This window comes from Proteiniphilum sp. UBA5463 (assembly GCF_002427225.1).
GTDB lineage: Bacteria > Bacteroidota > Bacteroidia > Bacteroidales > Dysgonomonadaceae > Proteiniphilum > Proteiniphilum propionicum.
Window position 1 is genome coordinate 14,211 of the sequence record NZ_DIQL01000035.1, and the last position, 15,952, is coordinate 30,162.

General features: G+C 42.4%; 15 protein-coding genes and 2 pseudogenes. 5 read left to right on the forward strand and 12 right to left on the reverse strand.

Annotation, left to right across the window (positions count from 1 at the left end):
- Positions 1-85 precede the first annotated feature (85 nt).
- The 9 genes and pseudogenes from B3B27_RS05570 to B3B27_RS05610 form a co-directional block, all read right to left on the reverse strand.
- Positions 86-1,003: a permease gene (locus B3B27_RS05570; protein ID WP_349681147.1), complete on the reverse strand. Its 918-nt coding sequence runs from the start codon at positions 1,001-1,003 to the stop codon at positions 86-88.
- 66 nt (positions 1,004-1,069) lie between these two features.
- Positions 1,070-1,288 carry an ATP-binding protein gene (locus B3B27_RS05575; protein WP_256448721.1) on the reverse strand — a complete coding sequence of 73 codons (219 nt, stop codon included), beginning with the start codon at positions 1,286-1,288 and terminating at the stop codon, positions 1,070-1,072.
- Between the two features lie 212 nt (positions 1,289-1,500).
- Positions 1,501-1,746, reverse strand: a pseudogene (locus B3B27_RS05580) (arsenic resistance protein); the annotation flags it as partial.
- Positions 1,746-2,201 (reverse strand): arsenate reductase ArsC, encoded by a 456-nt coding sequence (locus B3B27_RS05585; RefSeq protein WP_238868568.1) that lies wholly within the window; start codon positions 2,199-2,201, stop codon positions 1,746-1,748. The pseudogene B3B27_RS05580 and the gene B3B27_RS05585, both read right to left, overlap by 1 nt.
- 68 nt (positions 2,202-2,269) lie before the next feature.
- Positions 2,270-3,613: a permease gene (locus B3B27_RS05590; RefSeq protein ID WP_286847029.1), complete on the reverse strand. Its 1,344-nt coding sequence runs from the start codon at positions 3,611-3,613 to the stop codon at positions 2,270-2,272.
- Positions 3,614-3,688: 75 nt separating this feature from the next.
- Positions 3,689-3,922, reverse strand: coding sequence for a thioredoxin family protein (locus tag B3B27_RS05595; RefSeq protein ID WP_238868570.1), 234 nt, complete (start codon positions 3,920-3,922; stop codon positions 3,689-3,691).
- A gap of 54 nt (positions 3,923-3,976) precedes the next feature.
- Positions 3,977-4,675, reverse strand: coding sequence for an aromatic aminobenezylarsenical efflux permease ArsG family transporter (locus B3B27_RS05600; protein WP_238869407.1), 699 nt, complete (start codon positions 4,673-4,675; stop codon positions 3,977-3,979).
- Positions 4,676-4,700: 25 nt separating this feature from the next.
- Positions 4,701-5,144, reverse strand: coding sequence for a nitrophenyl compound nitroreductase subunit ArsF family protein (locus B3B27_RS05605; protein ID WP_286832342.1), 444 nt, complete (start codon positions 5,142-5,144; stop codon positions 4,701-4,703).
- Positions 5,145-5,241: 97 nt separating this feature from the next.
- Positions 5,242-5,562 (reverse strand): ArsR/SmtB family transcription factor, encoded by a 321-nt coding sequence (locus B3B27_RS05610; protein WP_286845685.1) that lies wholly within the window; start codon positions 5,560-5,562, stop codon positions 5,242-5,244.
- 180 nt (positions 5,563-5,742) lie between these two features.
- Between B3B27_RS05610 and B3B27_RS05615 the strand changes: the two genes are divergently transcribed.
- Entirely contained in the window at positions 5,743-6,201 is a 459-nt protein-coding gene (locus B3B27_RS05615; protein WP_286832337.1) for a hypothetical protein, read from the forward strand.
- Between the two features lie 141 nt (positions 6,202-6,342).
- On the opposite strand, the pseudogene B3B27_RS11825 reads toward B3B27_RS05615, so the two are convergent.
- Positions 6,343-6,810 (reverse strand): annotated as a pseudogene (locus tag B3B27_RS11825) (nucleotidyl transferase AbiEii/AbiGii toxin family protein); the annotation flags it as partial.
- A gap of 33 nt (positions 6,811-6,843) precedes the next feature.
- Positions 6,844-7,608, reverse strand: a complete 765-nt coding sequence (locus B3B27_RS05620) for a type IV toxin-antitoxin system AbiEi family antitoxin (protein ID WP_238868574.1) — start codon at positions 7,606-7,608, stop codon at positions 6,844-6,846.
- Between the two features lie 484 nt (positions 7,609-8,092).
- Between B3B27_RS05620 and B3B27_RS05625 the strand changes: the two genes are divergently transcribed.
- The 4 genes from B3B27_RS05625 to B3B27_RS05640 all read left to right on the forward strand — a co-directional run bounded on the left by B3B27_RS05625 (position 8,093) and on the right by B3B27_RS05640 (position 14,285).
- Positions 8,093-10,888 (forward strand): alpha/beta hydrolase family protein, encoded by a 2,796-nt coding sequence (locus B3B27_RS05625; protein ID WP_286844913.1) that lies wholly within the window; start codon positions 8,093-8,095, stop codon positions 10,886-10,888.
- A 158-nt stretch (positions 10,889-11,046) separates the two neighbouring features.
- Complete coding sequence (locus tag B3B27_RS05630) at positions 11,047-11,946, forward strand: bifunctional enoyl-CoA hydratase/phosphate acetyltransferase (RefSeq protein ID WP_238868576.1); 900 nt, start codon at positions 11,047-11,049, stop codon at positions 11,944-11,946.
- Positions 11,947-12,044: 98 nt separating this feature from the next.
- Complete coding sequence (gene buk / locus B3B27_RS05635) at positions 12,045-13,124, forward strand: butyrate kinase (RefSeq protein WP_238868577.1); 1,080 nt, start codon at positions 12,045-12,047, stop codon at positions 13,122-13,124.
- Positions 13,125-14,285, forward strand: a complete 1,161-nt coding sequence (locus B3B27_RS05640) for a hypothetical protein (protein ID WP_238868578.1) — start codon at positions 13,125-13,127, stop codon at positions 14,283-14,285.
- 138 nt (positions 14,286-14,423) lie between these two features.
- Here B3B27_RS05640 and B3B27_RS05645 read toward each other — a convergent pair whose 3' ends face one another.
- Positions 14,424-15,797 (reverse strand): dipeptidase, encoded by a 1,374-nt coding sequence (locus B3B27_RS05645; RefSeq protein WP_238868579.1) that lies wholly within the window; start codon positions 15,795-15,797, stop codon positions 14,424-14,426.
- Positions 15,798-15,952 lie beyond the last annotated feature (155 nt).

Genomic DNA, 15,952 nt, shown 5'->3' on the forward strand with positions numbered 1-15,952 from the left:
AAAGAATCAATTAAAAATGTCGCTTAACTTTTTGTCTCAATTAAGTTTGCAAGACCACCTTTCAGATACCTGTCTACCGCTACAGTCAGTAGAATAAATTAAAAACCCATCCCGATATCACGGCGGTAACGAAAATAACGGCAACAATCATTGCGACCATCCTCTTTTTGAAAATTCCGGCAAGCATCGACATTTCAGGAATTGCCATCCCGGCACCGCCGATGATCAGAGCCACAACGGCTCCTATACTCATCCCTTTCTGCATCAATGCTAATCCAATGGGTATTGCAGTTTCAGCTCTGATGTACAGAGGGATACCGATAATCGCGGCAACAGGAACAGCTAATGGATTATCTGCACCTGCAATGCGCATCACAAAATCTTCAGGCAGATAACCGTAAATTAAAGCACCAATAGCAACTCCAATAAACAGATAACCGAGTATGGGTTTCATACTGCCCCATGCTCCTTGAAATGCAAGACTGATCTTTTTCTTAAAAGTTCGTCTCTGGGGTTTTGTCCCGGTTTCTTCTTCATCCCCGCATCCACAGGATACTACTTTTTTGTATTGGTTTTTAAGATACCTGACTCCCCTGGTTTTGTCCATGAAATATCCAAAGAATACCGAACAAAGAAATGTTATCACGAAATAAATGACAGCTGCCTTTACGCCTATCATTACGCCTAACATTCCAATGATGATAGGATTCAACAGAGGTGAAGCAATCAGGAACGAAATGGTTGATCCGAAAGGAATCCCTGCATTGATAAAACCCAATGTCATAGGGATGGTTGAACAGGCACAAAAAGGAGTCAACGATCCAATCAGCGCACCCAAAAAGTTTCCATTCAGTCCTTTCCCTGACAGATAGCTTTGAATCTTATCTGCCGGAATGTGCATCAGGATCAATTCGACAATCATACTGATCAGCATGAAAAGAAGAATCAATTCTGCAGAAATAATAAAAAAATACTTTACAGTTTCAATAAAAGTGTTCATCATTGTCACACAGCGTTTCTAATTTTTAATATGGTTAAGAAAAAATTGTCATCCCCTGATCGAGGATGTTTAGGGAATGACAAACATGGGAGTGTCCCCAAAATAGGTAATTGCCTTTTGCGGGCAATTCTTCTCACAACCGTGACAACCTGTAACGCAACCATCAGGAAAAAGTACAACTGGACGACCGTTATTCAATGTATAAACTCCGTGTTTACACATTTGCCAACACAAAAGACATCCGTCGCATTTAACATTGTTGATGATTGGATACCAGGTTTTACTCATTGATCATGAATTTTGAGTTTGAGGAAAATATCTACGGGTGTTATTGGCAATCCGTACCAGCATCAGCATCATCGGCACCTCCACCAGTACTCCCACCGTGGTGGCCAGTGAGGCACCCGACTCAAGTTCGAAGATCGAGATGGCTACGGCGACCGCCAGGTACTGCCCAGCCAGTTGGTCACCCCGGTAATGAGGATTCCTTTCGGCCTTCAACCCGCGTTCTTCACGCTGTTGAAATCTACCTTCAGCATCATCGGAAAGATCATCAGCCAGATCAGGATGGCGACCGGGATGGAGACATTGGCGTACTCAAACCGATGCAATGTGGCAGGTACGGATGGGATATATTGTCTAATCAGGATACCCGCCATGATGCAGGCGGCCACCCAGAGGGTGAGAGTTCGTTCAAAAAAACTAATGCCTTTATTTTTTTCATGATGAGCATTATTTTTTGAGATTAGCAATCGCCATCACAGGAGCATTTGGGCAACTCTTTTTTCAATATCTCTGTGATGTAAAATTCAGCGAAGCGCTGTTTGATCTCATCTCTGATGCGACGAAACTCACTTAGCACAAACGCATCGCTGCCGGTCACCTTTGCCGGGTCCTCGAATCCGATATGTAGGCGCGTCTTTACCTTGCCGGTGAAAATCGGGCAGTTCTCGTTGGCATCACCGCAGACGGTGATTACATAGTCCCATGCTTCGTTGATATAGGTATCTACCTGAGTAGGACGGTTGTTGCTGATATCGAGTCCCGTCTCATTCATCACCTTTATCGCCAGAGGATGCACCTCCGCGGCGGGATGGGTGCCCGCGGAGCGTACTTCCATGTCTGCATTGAACGACTCCAGAAAGGCATGTGCCATCTGGCTGCGGCAGCTGTTGCCGGTACATAAAATCAGTATTTTCATTTTGCAGTAAACAGATTATTTTTTTAATGTGATACCCTATAACAGAATCGCCTTGTAACGATTTCTGTTTAAAAAAAAGTACCATAGAACAATCCGGAGAGGGTTGCCATAACAACAACGAGAGAAACGTAGACGATGGTCTTTTTCGTTCCCATCACTCCGCGGATCACCAGCATGTTCGGCAATGAGAGCGAGGGACCGGCGAGCAGCAGTGCAAGTGCAGGCCCCTTTCCCATACCGCTGGAGAGTAGTCCCTGTACAATAGGTACTTCAGTGAGCGTTGCAAAATACATAAAGGCCCCGGTGAAGCTGGCGAAAAAATTGGAGAAGAAGGAGTTTCCACCTACAGCCCACTCGATCCACCCGTTGGGTACCACTCCGGGGATAGCCACATTGTCGTGAGTCGATCCCAACAGGAAACCGGCGGTCACCACACCGATGGCTAGCAGTGGCATGATTTGTCTAGCAAACCCCCAGGCCGAGATTGTCCATGCTTTGTTTTCCTCATCGTTCCTATCGAAGAGAGTTATCACAGAAAGAGCAGCGATGCCCACTATCATGGGTACCAGCGGCACCATTTTGGGATTGGGAATGAGCCGGCTGGCAAAAAGTATTGACAGCGCTGTAGCGGCCGCTCCCAACAACACCCATTGCCATTTGATTTTTAGTACCCTTATCAGTGAGAAAGCCAGCATTAACCCCAGAAATCCGGTAATATGCCATTTATAGGTGAAAAAATAAAACCAAACGCTTGATGTGTCTCCTGTTGCAGGTGCGCCCCAGTTAGCAGCCACCATAATCAGCACAAGCGTGAAGAAGTGGAACATGGTCTGCGATATAGGCCTTTTTGCCGGTGGAGCATCGAAGTTCATCTGCTCCTCCTGCTTTGCTTTCTCCTCTTTGCGAAAGATAAAGGCCATCACTAGTCCGATAATAACCGAGAAGAGTATAGCTCCTACCATTCGGGCAACACCCATCTCAGTACCGAGGATTCTCCAGGTAAGAATGATGGAGAGGATGCTGATGGCCGGTCCCGAGTAGAGAAAAGCCACAGCTGGTCCCAGCCCTGCGCCACGCTTGTAGATACTGGTAAAGAGAGGAAGTATGGTACATGAGCATACAGCCAAGATGGCACCCGAAACAGATGCTACGGAGTATGAAAGCCATTTTTTAGCATTTGCCCCGAAATAACGGATTACTGATGCCTGATTAATAAAAACGGCTATTACTCCGGCAATGAAAAAAGCCGGAAGCAGACAGAGGATTACATGCTCCTGAGCATACCATTTCGAAAGATCGAGCGCAGCATAGATAGCAGTCGTAAAACGCTCGTTGCCAATAGGCATAAAGAAGATAACCCCGAAAATAAACACCACCCACACCAGATATTTCAGTTCCTTTTTTGATTCCATTTTTTTATTTTTTAGACAATACAATATCGTTCCGCATCATTGATGCGGTAATTTAGACACCAGAATATATGCGACTTATAAGCCTATTATCTTTTTAATTTCCTTTTCTGAGGGTACATGACCTTTAATTTTCACCTCACCATCAACTACCACGGCCGGGGTGGCTATAACATTGTACTTCATGATCTCCATGATGTCTTCCACCTTGCGGATCGTTACTTCAGCTCCAGTCTGCTCCACAACTTTTTTGATGGTGTCGCAGGTCATTACACATTTTTTGCAACCGGGTCCCAATACCAATATTTCCATGATTTTATTTTTTTAAATTTTGTTGTTTTGTGATAATATCCTTCTGAAATTTTCTTAAAGGCTTATTATGATGTAATAAGCACCCACAACCATAAAAACTGCCGCAACCCCACGCTTGAACCATTCCTGGAAACTGTTCATCTTTTTATAGAACGTACCGATATTACTCACGCTGTAGGCCAGCAGCCAGGCGATAATGATCACCGGAAGGCCTGTGGCCAAAGCGAAAACAGGTGGGTATATGAGTCCCGATGTGGAGACAATCGTCATGGGGATCAATCCCCCGAAATAGAGCATCCCGCTATAGGGACAGAACGCCAGAGCGAACAGCAGTCCCAGTAAAAATGCATCCCAGTAGGTTTTCTTCCCTTTTTTATTGCTAAACTTCTCCGTTAAATTGCCCACTCCGGGTATATTTAACTTGATAATGTCGAGCATAAAGATACCAATCAATAGCAATGCGATCCCAAGCCAGATGACACCGATACCTTGTAGTGCAGACGCAATTTTGAACTGACTGGCACCGAAAAAGAAGAGTAAGCCCAGCGCCGTATAGGTGAACATCCTTCCCAGCGTGTAAAAAAGGCCATTGAACAACACTCTTTTTTTGATACCGATATCCTTACTCAGATAGGCGGTGGCCGTAATGTTGGTAGCCAGCGGACAGGGACTGATGGCAGTCATCAGCCCAAGCAGGAACGCCGTAAGAAGCGGCCAGCCGGAGCTTTCTGTCAGGCTATGCAGAAGATTCATCATAATTCAGCTCTGTTTTTGTCTGTTAAAGCCTCCGATCCACTTCACTTTTCAGCATCTCTTTCACTCCAGCCGGATTGGCAAATGCGTTTTGTGTTATGTCGATATGGTCGTCACCCTTAGCAACAATCAGCGCGTTCCATGTTACACCATACCTTTCAACAAGTTCTTTGTTGGCGGCTTCGTCGGTCAGTATTTCTAAAAACTGTACTTTCTGGTTGTCACCATACATCTGCTCAACCGCCTCCTGGGTGAATTTTTGAACAGCAATGCAGGTCTTGCAGCGTTGTTTGCCATGAAAATAATAAACATAAACCGTCACAGGATCAGCATTCGTAACAGAGACTACCTTTGAGCTGTTTACTGAAGATTCTGTTGTCGCTTCATTTACATCTGCTTTATTCTCTTTACCATTTCCACAGGCAGTAAATAATAATACTGCCACGAACATCATAAGAACTTGTTTCATAGGACTGTTTTTTTGTTTGTTTAATGAAAAATGATTAGTTTTTATTTCGGATTGATTGATCTGTTTCAGCCAATTTTTGGGTGAATGCAAAAAAAAATCAGCAGTAACTGTTAACCTTTGCTATCTGATCGATAAAGGTTCTCAGCAACTCTCCCACGCTCTCCCAATTCTCTTTGTTGATGCAATACCTGACGGTGGGAGGAGTAAATTCTCCCTGAATCAGCCCCGCCTCCTTCAGTTCATTTAAATGTTGAGAAAGAGTGCTTTTGGCTACTGGAATAATTTCAGACATATCGCCGTGATAACAACAATTCTCGTTGGCCAACAGCTGCAAAATGGCTATTCTTACCGGATGGCCCAGTGCCTTGGCAATACGGGAAAGTCTGATCTGCTCTTCGGTGAATTCTTTTTTTGACATGATAACTTTTATAGCTTAGAATTTATAATTCTTTTCAGTTCGCAAATATACGAATAGTTTTTCAGTTCGCAAATATACGAACAATAATATTTCCAAATTTTAGAACGCCACCAAACATCTTTTTATCAGGCCGATATTCAATACATTACATAATTTGCCATAATATATGCAAAACCTTATATGACTGATGTATTAGGTGATGATTTTGGCTCTTTTCTATATGTTATCTCCAATCAAATTGCTTGGTTGTCCTTAAAATTGGATGAGTATTGTCAGTTGTTTGCTGTAAAAGAAACGAGGATTGAATTGCTGAATCAGTCGGCTCCTTCTTTCTTCTTTCTCATTCAAAGAACACTATTGGAGAGTATCATTCTTGGAATAGCTAAACTTACCGATTCCTATAAATCCGGCAGTAAAAAAAATATAACGCTGAATACTATTACCAGTTATATTAATGATGAAGATTTGAGAGAGGACATTCAAAATGATATTCGTGAACTTACTCTTAAAGCTCAATTTTGTAGGGATAGGAGGAATAAAATTATCGCTCACATGGATTTTGACTTTACCCTTGATACAAACAATATTGAAAAACTTGAACCGGCAACAAAAAAGGAAATAGAAACAGTTATTATATGAAAACGGAATTTTAGTCATTCCGGAAAATTGTTTCACAAGTGTTTCCTGATAATCTACCCTGTTAGGTTGAAGCGACTCGATAATAGGACGGTCGCCACCAAATAGACAATAGAGAAACCCTCTTTTAACCTGGTCAAAGTTAGTAATGAAATCAAACATCAGTTTCACATCAAACAAATCACGGGGATGTTGGCGGTCGAGAGCTGCAGTAATTTTCGCGCCGTAGAGTTGGGAAAGTGAAACAATTCTTGCCTTGTTTGCAGTTTCAAATTCATTTTGTGCAGCATTACATAGTGGTCTTATCGAAGCCGGATCAATCAGCCCGCGTTTCGTTCCGCTCACTTCAATTTTAACCATAACCCCTCTACGTGTACAGTAGATTTTATTCGGCTTCTCTCTAATGACAATATCCGGGACAACCGTCTTGATTTTTTCCTTGATGATAGCCAGATTTTTATGGATATCCGCAAACGAATCTTCCCTGGGTTTTATTGGAATGTAAGTAAGGTCAACGTCAACGGAGTACCGAGGGAGGTCGAGGATATACAGGTTAATTGGCGTTCCACCGTGAATGGCAAAACTATCCACTTCCTCTAATGTCGGGATAATTCTAAGGAGTAATTCAACCTGTTGCGATACATCCTATTCATAATATACTAAATCTCTTGGTAAGGTTATCTGATATTTCGGATCATAAACACCATTCTTCACGTTTGAACGTTTCCCTTTACCCAGGTCTATCCTGTCCAAATTCAAATCATGGAACCACGAGTGCCCCGCTTTCTCTGCCATATACAGGAACAACCGCTTCACTTTTACCGAACTGTTTTCCTCTAATAGCTGTTGCAGTAATTTTGGCCTCAAACCGTTAAGCATTTCCATGATCTGGTATAAATCGGTAAGATTGTAATGTTTGGGAGCAAGGTCTAAACTTTCCAGAAATGCTCTTTCAGGCAAGGAAACCGGCACTTCGAAATTGTTTTCATTGATTGAGGATATCCCCGTTTTGCTATATTTGGAGTATTTCTTCAATATATCAACACCCCAGTCATATTTCGAAAACCATTTTGGGAACCATTCACCCCGGGGGCAATATATTACTATTGTCTGCCGGCCAAGCGGAACGTAATGGGCCAATCCCCTCATTTCCAAAGCAGATACAGCCCCTATATGGAATTTCTTACCTAACTGGCTATTATAGCACGACAGAGCACTAAACAAGGTCGGCTCTTCACCTGTCCTGTACATCACACCATCATCTATAGCCATAAGCCATTGCGAATTACGGTAATGTCTCTGCAGAGAATAGGATATCCCATTTTGATTTAACCACGAGGCAAAGTACAATGCTCCGGTTGGAAATTTCTGAAGTAATGAGTTTATTTTTGTTTGTCCTGTTGCAGTCATACTGCAAATACACTAAAAATAATAAACTATATGCGTTTCTATTAGAATTTTTATGTTTCCAATAAAATGGAATTATTTATTGTTTATTGGAGCAATACTTCGGTAATATTTTTAAAATAGTTTTTATAATTCGCTGAATATCAATCGAGTATGACGCTTTTTGGGGATATGACATAAATTATTGACTGTCAGTATTATAAATGAAGTTCTAACGAAGCATAATTATAAATAAGAATCTATTTTTTATAATTCAAGTTTCTCATGTTAAGTATTCAACTAAATATTCGACTGACAATGTTTTGTGGCTTTTTGAAAGTTCCTCTTGTTGTGAAAAAGCAATTAATCTTTCCTCCTGACTCAGTTTGCTTTACAGAACCCTCACTTTTAACTCTCATCAACGAATTCCAACAAATTCGTTTTTGCCTGGTTTCACTTGGTCAAGTTGAAGTTTTATTGTAATTTCGATGCCATTAAAATGAATTATATGCAACGTTTCTTTTACCACAGGCTCATTATTTTTATAACTTTAATTACATTCAGCCAGTCAGCATTCACCCAGAAAAAACAACTCGACCACTCCGTTTATGACGATTGGAAAAGCCTACAGGATATTTCCATCAGTAACGACGGCAGATTTATAAACGCAGTTATCAGCCCACAGGAAGGAGATAGCATGCTTTATATCTATGATTCAAAGGAATGTAGAGAGTTAAAGATTCACCGTGTAAATAAATATACTCTGTCGGCAGATGGACGATTTACCGTAGGAATGTTAAAGGCCCCTTTTTCAGATGTACGTCAGGCTAGGATAAAGAAAAAGAAAGCCGATGATTTTCCCAAAGATTCGTTGGTTATTGTCAATAATGAAACATTTAAGTTTTGCAAAATTGCAGATGTGAAATCTTACTCAACATCAACGGAGATGGGCGCCTACATTGCCTATAAAAAATCTGCACCAAAAGATACGGTAAAGAACAAACAAAACAAACCAAAGGATTTTCTGATTATCAGAAACCTGAGCACCTCTGAAGAGGATACCGTTAAAAATTCAAAAGAATTTGCTTTTAACAAGTACGGAAATTCACTGGCTATTTCAGTGGAGCCTGAAAAAAACGATTCCACCGATACACACAAAGTGTTGTTTATCGATTTGAAAAACGGGGCCAAAAAGCAGATTTCAGCTGATAAAATGGAATATAAATCATTTTCTTTCGACGAGCAGGGAAGTCAGCTTGTTTACATAGCTACAAAAGATACTTCTAAAATTGAACAAAAGGTATTCGATGTAAGGTATTTCAAAAACTCAATGGATTCGGCAGTTATAGTTGCTTCTAAAACATCAAAAGGGTTGCCTGAAAATTGGATTTTCAATGAAAACTCAAAGCCATATTTTAGTAAAGACGGTGAACGTATTATTATTGGAGCTGCTCCAAAACAAATACCTAAAGACACAACAATTGTTGATTTTGAAACAGCCATCCTCGATGTTTGGCACTGGAAGGACCCGGTTGTACAGCCGCAACAACTTTTGAGGCTAAAAAACGAATTACGCAGGACCTATACCGGCGTTATTGATCCCGGCCGCCCTCACGAATTTGTTTCCATAGCCAACGAACAAATGCCCAATGCTTTGTTTTCAGATGAAGGAAACGGGCGTTTTGTCCTTCTTACTTCGGAATTACCTTATGAGATTGAAAGCCAGTGGGATATTTCTCAAAAAACGGATGCGTGGATTTACGATATGCAATTCCATCAATTGACCGAAATTGCTAAACCTGTTGAGGGAAGGCCTCAGATTTCGCCATCGGGTAATTTTACCTACTGGTGGAATACCTCTGTAAAACAGTGGTTCTCTTTCGATAACAAAACCAGAAAAATCGTCTGTCTGACTAAGGAGATCCCGGTCAACTTCTGGAATGAAAAAAATGACACACCAAGCAAACCCGGTGCGTACGGGATTGCGGCATGGGGACAGGATGACAAATTCGTACTTTTATACGATGCCTTCGATATATGGAAAATTGATCCTATCGGAAAAGAGATGCCGGAGAATATCACTAAAAATAACGGGAGAAACGATTCAATTACTTTCCGGTACATCAACACCGATCCAGAAAAGCTTTTTATTGAGCCAAAAGATGTTTTGCTCTTATCGGCATTTGACAATAAAAGCAAAGAAAGTGGTTTTTATACTCTTAAACAACAAGGCAGAAATCCATTAGTAAAAAGGGAATTGGATAAATACAAATATACTTCTCTTAAAAAGGCAAAAAACGCGGAAGCATTTGTTTTTCAAAAAAGCAATTTTAATACGTCACCAGATTTGTATTTAACCCTGAATTTTTGGAGATCGGTAGAAAAACTAACCTGTATCAATCCCCAAATGAAAGATTATAGCTGGGGTACAGCAGAAATTTTTGAGTGGACAACATTCGATGGTAAACAATCACAGGGAATTTTGTATAAACCCGAGAATTTCGACTCTGGGAAGAAATATCCGGTAATGATATATTTCTACGAAAAACATTCCGATGACCTTTACCGCTATTTTGCTCCTGCGCCAAGCCGATCAGTTATTAATATTCCATTCTTCGTTAGCCGGGGATACATTGTTTTTACACCGGATATTCACTACGGGGTAGGACAACCCGGCAATGATGCGTACAACTACGTTGTTTCGGGAGCGAAGGCATTGGCAAAAAACAGATGGGCAGATCTGGAAAATATGGCCATACAGGGGCAAAGCTGGGGGGGCTATCAGGTGGCATATATAATTACCCGCACAAATATGTTTAAAGCTGCCGGAGCCGGTGCGCCAGTGTCAAACATGACAAGTGCTTACGGCGGAATCCGCTGGGAATCGGGGCGCAGCCGCCAGCTTCAGTACGAACAGACACAATCAAGAATTGGCGCTACAATGAGCGACTCACTGCAACTTTATATTGAGAACTCTCCTGTTTTCTTTGCTAATAAGGTAAACACACCGCTGCTTATTATGCACAACGATGATGACGGTGCAGTGCCCTGGTATCAGGGAATTGAGTATTTTATGTCGCTGCGTCGCCTGGGAAAACCTGTATGGATGCTCCAATACAACAAGGAAGCCCATAACCTGAGCCTGCGCCGTAATGCCAAAGATCTTTCCATCAGGCTGCAACAGTTCTTTGACCATTATCTTAAAGGTGCTCCCGCTCCTGTTTGGATGACACGTGGTGTGCCGGCTATTGAAAAGGGAAAATCGTGGGGATATGAAATTGATAACTCAACAACCGGGAGATAGGTAAACTGGAGATAGGGCAGACTGAGATAGGACAACCGGAATAGACAATTTTTTATCCAGTTTATTTACTTTTTGTCAAAAAAATCAATAGATAATGTCGGATAATTGCCAGATTATTTGTTTATTTGTAAGTGAAATGTTACAAAAAAACAGTTATTATGATCCGCGATTTAACTGAACTGCTCCGGAAAGCCAAAAACAGGCCAAAAAGGACGGTAGCTATTGCTGCTGCTGAAAATGAACATGTGCTTAAAGCTTTGAAAGATGCTGTGAAAGAGGAAATTATAATCCCTTTGCTTATAGGAGATAAAACTAAGATTGAGCGAATAGCTTTTTCAATAGGTTTTGATTTGAGTAATTTTGATATTATCGACAACCGGGAGGGTGCTGCTGTTTCTGCACGAATTGCCGTGGAGAACATAAAAAATGGAGATGCAGATATAATAATGAAAGGATTCGTTAGTACCGGTGAACTTTTGAAAGCGGTTCTTGACAAAGAATCTGGATTACACTATAATCAGTTGCTAAGTCATGTCGCTTTTTTTCAATCTCCTTACTACCATAAGATTTTTTGTGTGACCGATGTGGCGATGAATATTGCACCTGGTCTTTACGAAAAGGCACAAATTATAGAGAACGCGGTAAACGCATGTCAACTCCTTGGTATTGAAAAACCAAAAGTGGCTGTGGCAGCTGCTGTGGAGAAGGTAAATCCAAAAATGGAGGCTACGGTACATGCTGCCCAATTAAAAGAAATGAACCTTGACGGACGGATAAAAGGGTGTGTGGTGGATGGCCCCTTCGCGATAGACATAGCAGTGAATAGGGAGGCAGCACGAAACAAAGGTATTGAGAGTGAAGTTGCTGGCGACTGTGACATCATACTGGCACCCGATATTGAGGCGGGGAATATGTTTTACAAAGCACTTAACTTTTTAGGCGGGGCAACAGTAGCCGCTGTTGTGATGGGTGCTGCAGCACCTGTTGTGCTGACCTCCCGGTCAGACGATGAGCGGAGCAAGTTGTTCTCAATTGCACTGGCAGCCTGTCTAAGATAATATATTATTGGCCCTTGTTGCCGAAGCAGCAGCTTAAACAGCTATATCCCCGGAAAGAACATTAAGATGTATATAAAAAAATAAAAACATATAAACATATGGGAACAAATACACGTATTCTTGTCATTAACCCCGGGTCAACGTCGACTAAGATAGCAATTTACCAGCAGGAAAAGGTGATCTTCCTTAAAACAATCAAGCATGCTCCCGAAGCATTACGAAAATTTGAAAAGATTACAGATCAGTATGAATACAGAAAGAATATCATTTATGAGGAACTAAAGGGTGCTGACGTCCCCGTTGAAACCATTGATGCAGTGATAGGGAGGGGAGGGCTGGTGAAACCTATTGCATCAGGTGTTTACCGGGTGAATGAAGCAATGCGAAAAGACCTTTTTGAATGCAAGCGTGGAGAACACGCCAGCAACTTAGGAGCGCTTATTGCGCACGATATCGCGAAGCTGCTCCCCTCGGCAGAAGCATTCATTGCCGATCCCGTTGTGGTGGATGAGTTACTGCCTTTGGCAAGATATTCCGGACATCCGCTATTTGAAAGAAAATCAATTTTTCATGCGTTGAATCAGAAAGCAATAGCCCGCTCACACGCAAAATCTATCATGAAAAAATATGATGACCTTAATCTTATTGTGGTACATCTTGGAGGTGGAATTACTGTAGGCGCACATCAAAAAGGAAAGGTGATTGATGTAAACCAGGGACTTGATGGTGATGGCCCTTTTTCCCCGGAACGCTCCGGCTCATTGCCAGTGGGGCAATTGTTGAAAGTAGCTTTCAGTGGGATATACAGCTACGAAAAGATGTCTGAAATGGTTGTCGGTAAAGGAGGAATGATGGCTTACCTGGGAACTAATGATGCTTATATTGCCGAACGTGAAGCGAGAAATGGTGATAATAAATGTATGGAAGTGCTGGAGGCGATGGCTTACCAGGTGGCAAAAGAGATAGGTGCCATGTCTACCGTATTGAAAGGGGAGATTGATGCGATCCTTATTACTGGCGGAATTGCCAATAGTAAATGGTTCTGCAATCTGATCAGCCAACGGGTCTATCGGATTGCACCGGTTCACCTCTATCCGGGCCAAGACGAAATGGGAGCCCTGGCGGAGAATGCATTGCTTGCCCTCAATGGAGAGATTGAGATAAAAGAATACAAATAGATGTATCTTTTTAATCCCTGGCACGATCTTGCCCTTGCAAATTTTGAAGCTAACTATACACCACCTGCTGCTGCTGTGAAGATGGCCGAGGATCTGGCCGTTTTGCCGGTATGGTATGGGAAAGGTGATTTGGTGATAGCGGAAGGAGAGTTAAACCGGTCATTTGTCGATGCCATTAAAAAGATATTCCCTGTTTCCTCTGATCTGATTCCATTCAGTGATATTTGTTTGCACCCCGGTGAGGAGATTATTCCCTGGGGATGGAGTCCGGCATTACGTAAAAAGCTTCTGGCTCAGGGTGCCGCTGAACAGCAAATTCCTACGATTGAAGATTTAAGGCGATTAAGGGAGTATTCGAACCGGCAAAATGCTGTGCTACTGCTGCGTGATTTAAAGGCCGGGGAAGTGGAATTTTGTGGGGAATCATATTTTTTCACAAACATGGAGGAGTTGTTGGCATATCAGCACTCTACTCCCGGCAACAAGGTATTGAAGATGCCACTCTCCGGCAGCGGAAAAGGATTGATATGGATATTGGGGGAGATAACTGACAAGCAAGTTGATTGGTGCAGACGGGTTATCAGATTACAGGGTGGGGTGGTAGCGGAGCCTGTTTTGAGCAAGATACAGGATTTCGCAATGGAGTTTTATATTGATAGGGGAAAGGCCAGCTTTGTAGGTTATTCTATTTTCGGGTCTACAGCATCGGGCGCATACAAGGGGAATGAACTACTTTCCGATAGACGGATTGAAGAAAAACTTTCCGCTAATATTTCTTTTACCCTGATGCAGCAGCTTCGAGAGACTCTTTTAGTGAAGCTTGCCGGTTATTTTCCTTTATATACCGGTTATGCGGGTGTCGATATGATGATTTGCGAAACGGCAGGAGGGTACCGTGTCCAGCCTTGTGTGGAGATCAATATGCGAATGAATATGGGTGTAGCGGCACATCTATTCTTCGATAGTTTTGTTAATTCTTCCTCGGAGGGGAAGTTCGTTGTGGACTATTTTAAAAAGCAGGGAAGCGCCTTGTCGTTCCATGAAAAAATGCAACGGGAATCCCCACTACAGGTAACAGGTGGAAAAATACTTTCCGGATACCTGTCATTGACTCCCGTTGCAGCAGATAGCCGCTACACTGCATATGTAGTAGTGGGTTAATCAACTATTCATTGTGAGAATGGTTTTGCTTAGTCAGGGTGTTAAAAATATTTTCGATCAGCCCGGTTGTCGTTGTTTCGGAATAGAAACCATAAACATTCACCAATACTCCTTTTAAATAGTTTTATGAAAAGTGGGCTATTTTTTCATCTCCTCTGCGAAGTATTTATAGAACAGAGGTATAGTCCTTATTCCATTGTAGAATTGCTCAAGCGGGAAGTTCTCGTTGGGCGAGTGAATTGCATCGGACCCGAGCCCAAAGCCCATCAGTACCGATTTTATTCCGAGAATCTCTTCAAAAGCGGCAATGATTGGGATGCTGCCACCTGAACGTACTGGCACCGGCTCTTTCCCGTAGATTTCCCTGTAGGCTTTTTCGGCTGCCTGATATGCCGGTAAATCAATGGGACAAACATAGGAGGGGCCTCCGTGTAGATACTCCACCTTCACCTTTACCGATTTTGGTGCTATTCCCTCGAAATATTTCACGAAAAGCTTAGCTATCTTGTTGTGGTCCTGGTTGGGCACCAGTCGTGTGCTGATCTTGGCATAAGCTTTTGAGGGCAAGACAGTTTTTGCCCCCTCCCCAGTATAGCCGCCCCATATACCACATACGTCAAATGAAGGGCGAATACCGGTACGCTCACTGGTGGTATACCCTTTTTCGCCGGACAGCTCCTTCACATCGAGCGACCTTTTATACTCTTCAGCAGAGAATGGAGCTTTTGCCATCATTGAGCGTTCTTTTCGAGAGACCTCCACCACATCGTCGTAGAATCCGGGAATCAAGATCCGCCCTTCATCATCAACAGTCTGGGCAATCATTTTTGAAAGCACATTGATAGGGTTAGCAACAGCTCCGCCGAAAATACCGGAGTGAAGGTCCACATTTGGCCCCGTTACTTCTACCTGCCAGTAGGCAAGTCCCCGGAGGCCGGTAGTAATGGAGGGGACATCCGGTGCTATCATAGAAGTATCGGAGACTAGTATAACATCAGCTTGCAGCATCTTCTTGTTTTTTTTGCAGAATTCGGGAAGACTGGGAGAGCCTATTTCTTCCTCACCTTCGATAAGGAACTTCACATTACATTCCAGCCTGCCTGATTGCACGAGATATTCAAAGGCCTTGGCGTGCATGAACGACTGTCCTTTGTCGTCATCGGCACCACGCGCCCAAACCTTTCCATCCTTTACCACCGGCTCAAAAGGATTGGTCTTCCATGATCCTATCGGATCAACAGGCATCACATCCATATGGGCGTAGACCATTACAGTGGGTGCATTTTTGCTGATAATTTTCTCCCCGTAGGTAACAGGGTTTCCTCCGGTTTCCATAACCTCGGCCTTGTCGGCTCCTGCAGCCAGAAGGAGTTCTTTCCACTTTTCTGCAACCCGGTACATATCGGGTTTGTGCTCTGGCAGTGAAGAGACCGAAGGGATGCGGATAAGCTCAAAAAGCTCGTCCATAAAACGTTTTTTGTGTGTTTCTATGTACTTGTCTATTTCATTCATATTATTTCGGTTTTACTATTTAGTGTAAAACTATAAAAAAATTGAGAGCGTTGCAATAGAATTGCCTATTTTCAACTGTTTTTTCATTTGTCTGGAAAAAACTTGTAAATTTGTTTATTAAAAATTATAACGGGGGAAAACAGTGCAATAGTTCG